The 3,491-nt window shown below is 65.3% G+C and carries 5 protein-coding genes; 2 read left to right on the plus strand and 3 right to left on the minus strand.

Annotated elements, in window-relative coordinates:
- Positions 1–552 (plus strand): LysE family translocator (locus tag VFP86_03645; protein HET8998720.1); only part of this gene is annotated, 552 nt, incomplete at its 5' end.
- Between the two features lie 6 nt (positions 553–558).
- Here VFP86_03645 and VFP86_03650 read toward each other — a convergent pair.
- Positions 559–843, minus strand: a complete 285-nt coding sequence (locus tag VFP86_03650) for a hypothetical protein (protein HET8998721.1) — start codon at positions 841–843, stop codon at positions 559–561.
- 168 nt (positions 844–1,011) lie between these two features.
- On the opposite strand from VFP86_03650, the gene VFP86_03655 reads away from it, so the two are divergent.
- Positions 1,012–2,541: a glycosyltransferase family 39 protein gene (locus tag VFP86_03655; protein HET8998722.1), complete on the plus strand. Its 1,530-nt coding sequence runs from the start codon at positions 1,012–1,014 to the stop codon at positions 2,539–2,541.
- 4 nt (positions 2,542–2,545) lie between these two features.
- Here the strand turns inward: VFP86_03655 and VFP86_03660 are convergent, their stop codons facing one another.
- Complete coding sequence (locus VFP86_03660; GenBank protein HET8998723.1) at positions 2,546–3,091, minus strand: NADPH-dependent FMN reductase; 546 nt, start codon at positions 3,089–3,091, stop codon at positions 2,546–2,548.
- Positions 3,092–3,106: 15 nt separating this feature from the next.
- Positions 3,107–3,491: PDZ domain-containing protein (locus VFP86_03665; protein ID HET8998724.1), on the minus strand; the 385-nt coding region annotated here is incomplete at its 5' end.

A 3,491-nucleotide genomic window follows, 5' to 3' on the forward strand; every position in this document is an offset into this window, starting at 1 on the left:
CTCTACACGCTGGCGGCCGGCCTCTCGCGCGGATCTCGGGCGAGCGTCGTCGCCGCGTTCGGATGCACGCTTGGCATCGTCCCGCACATGGCGGCGGCGATCATGGGTCTCGCGGCGCTCTTGTATACGAGCGCGCTCGCGTTCCAGACGCTCAAATACCTGGGCGTGGTCTATCTGCTCTACATGGCGTGGAACGCGCTGAGGGAGCGGGGCGCGCTCAAGGTGGAGAGGGAGGTCGGTCCCCGATCGGCAGTGCAGGTCATCATCACCGCTATCCTGATCAACATCCTCAATCCGAAACTGTCGATTTTCTTTTTCGCATTCCTGCCGCAGTTTGTGAGGGCCGGCGAACCACATCCGCTCTCACGCATGCTCGAGCTGAGCGCCGTTTTCATGCTCCTGACGTTTGTCGTCTTCGTCGCCTACGGGCTGTTTGCCGCCTCGATTCGCGACCACGTCGTCACACGTCCGCGCGTACTGACGTGGATGCGCCGCACGTTCGCCGCCGCGTTTGTCGCGCTCGGCGCCAAACTCGCGCTTGCCGATCGTTGACGCCTCCTATGCGACGTCGGATTGCGCGAGCAAATACTGGAGCCGGGACGATTTGCGCACGGGGGCGGTCTCCTTCTCGAGCCACTGGGATGTGCCGCCGGTAACGATCCACCCGAGCGGATGACGTGCGCCCCTTCGTGCGTGCGCTCCCTGGATCGAGGCGACGCTGATCACCGTCGTGCCGGCATGCTGATGGTCTCGAGCCGCTCGGCGTGCCCGCGCGATATCGCCGTGCATTTCGTCCAAAGGGCAGTCGGGGCAGAGCACCAGAAACCACGCTCCCACAGCCACGCGCGCATCCTCCCCTCACCCAAGCATGAAGTGTCCTCTTGGCCGACATTACACCAAGAGTGTGATTGGGGGCGCTATGAACGCGTTAACTCTGGGTGAAACACCCAAGAGATGTGGGCCGGCAGTCTGGATGCATGCTGTTTGGGGCATGCCAAGGGTAATCCCACCATGGACCATGTCGAGCAGGCGGTGACCGTTGCGGCAGTCCGCCGTCTCCCGGTAGCCGCCCTTCACGTCAATCAGGGGATCATCCTCGCCGGCATCCTCGCCGTGGCGGCCGCATTCCGGTTTGCGTTCCTCGGCCACAACAGCGTGTGGTTTGACGAAGCCTACGTGGTCAGGATCTCGCTGTTCCCGCTTCATGCGATCCCGGCGCTGCTCCGGGCCGCGGAGTTCCATCCGCCGCTGTTCTATGTTCTGATGAAGGCCTGGATCGGCGTGGCCGGGTTCAGGGAGGCGGCGATTCGGGTCCCCTCCGCCTGTTTCAGTGTCCTGGCTGCCGGCCTGACCTACGCGGTCGCACGCCGCGTCGCCTCCGAGCCGGTCGGTCTCCTGAGCGCGCTCCTCGTCGGGCTCTCACCGTTTGCGGTCATGGCCGGTCAGGACGCGAAAATGTACGCGCTGCTCGGCGCGCTGACCCTCGTGTCCATGCTGGCCCTATCCGAGAGCATCGAGCGCGATCGGACAATGCAGTGGGGCGCGTACGTCCTCGCGACCACGCTCATGGTCTACACGCACTATCTCGGCTTTCTCGTCGTGCTCGCGCAGGGGATCTGGGTGGTGTGGTTCGAACGCGCTCACCTGCGGAGGTGGCTCGCCGCCGTATTGGTCATCGCGATATTCTTCGCGCCGTGGGGGCCGTCGTTCTGGAGCCAGATCACGAGAACGCCGCCGGGCGGGTGGGGAGAGCACACCTCGCTCCTCGATGTGAGCCAGCTCCTCGGGCTGTACGCGTTCGGAGGATCGCTCGTGGGCATGCCGAGTTTCTTCTTCAAGAATACGACGCTCGGGCCATTCGAGCAGGGCCTTCTGCTCCTCCCGTTCATCGCCGTCGTCTGGCGAGGGATCCGGGCATTCGCGCCGGAAGGACGGAGGCTAGCGTTCTTGGGGCTGCCGTTGATCGTGCCGATCGGCGTGACGTTCGCCGTATCATTGAACAAGCCGCTGTTCGAGGCTCGGTGGTTTTCGTTTCTGCTCCCGTTCTACGCCATGCTGCTCGCCCGCGGCATCATCGAGGTGGCGGAGCACTTTCGCGATCATCACCGCGAGATCGCGGCGGGGCTCGCGGCCGGCCTCCTCCTGTACAGCGTCCCGGTGTTCACCCGCTACTATGGTGATCCACACTTTCGCCCCTACCAGTGGCGGGAGGCGGCGACGCTGGTGCAGAGCCGGGCCAGACCTGGGGATCTCTTCGTGTACGGGGATTATCAGAACGAACTAGCGTTCACGTACTACTTTGGCGCCACCCCCGCGGAGGTGCTCCTGCTGCCCAAGCAGGATATTCCTGGCATCCGACGGTTGGCGGCGCGCTACCCGAGGCTGTGGATGATCGTCGCTCCTCCAATGAGCGAAGCCACGGTCGATCAAACCCTCGAGGGCCTTCGGGGTGCGTACACGACCGTGGGCCGGAGCGGGTTCAGTGGACGGGGAGTGTTTCCGGTCATTTACCTCTTGGCGGCCTCACCGCCGGCGCGGTAACGCCCTACCGCGGCCGAAGGCGATCGATCCACGCGGGCAACGCTTCGAGCAGCGACCGGATATTCTCACGTGCCTTCTCATCGGTGAGGCGGCCGTTCGAGTCGAACCGGTCGCGCGCCCCGGCGACGAGGACCTGAGGAGCCGGCAGCACGTAACACTCGACCGCGGTCAACACCTGGCGGAGCGCGAGTTGGGCGCGCGCGGTTCCCGTGGCCCCTGCCGACGCTCCCATGATCGCCGCCGGTTTCCGCCGGAACGCGTTCGGGGGGCGCGAGGCCCAGTCGATGGCGTTCTTCAGCACGCCCGGGACGAGGTGATTGTACTCCGGGGTGGCGAAGAGCAGCGCGTCCGCGCCCTCGATTCGTGTCTTGAGCGCCTGTACTGGAGCCGGGATGCCCTCGGCCTCGGCGTCGCCGTTGTACAAAGGGATCGGCGAGAGGTCGGTAATCTCTATCTCGATGCCATCCGGCGCGAGCTCACGGGCCGCCAGGAGCATGCCGCGATTATAGGAGAGGCGCCGAAGGCTCCCGGGAATCCCTAGAATCCGCAAGCCGTTTCCCCCAGCCTACCCTTCTTCAGGCAATTCGGTCGGGCGGACCGTGACCGTGATGCGCTCCGGGCCCCGGAGGATCTCCATTGGAACGGACTCTCCAATGACGTGCCGGCCCAGGGCCAGCATGAGGTCGTCGAGCGTCGCGATCGGGGAGCCGCCGATCCCAAGGATGAGGTCGCCGACCTGGAGCCCGGCTTCCGCCGCCGCGGTCGCCGAGTGGACTTCGGTGATTCGCACGGCGGTGGGCCGCTCGATGCGATGGGCGACGGTGAACCGGCGGTCCAGCGGCACCACCTGCGCGGCGATCCCGAGATAGGCTCTCCGGACGCGTCCATCACGGATGAGTTGATACGCCACCCACTTGGCGGTGTTCACGGGAATCGCGAAGCAGATCCCC

It is taken from the genome of bacterium, assembly GCA_035703895.1.
Taxonomy (GTDB): Bacteria; Sysuimicrobiota; Sysuimicrobiia; order Sysuimicrobiales; family Segetimicrobiaceae; genus Segetimicrobium.

Bases quoted from the DNA above. Each gene is read 5' to 3' on its own strand.
- VFP86_03655 (HET8998722.1), top strand. From the start codon at position 1,012: ATGGACCATGTCGAGCAGGCGGTGACCGTTGCGGCAGTCCGCCGTCTC.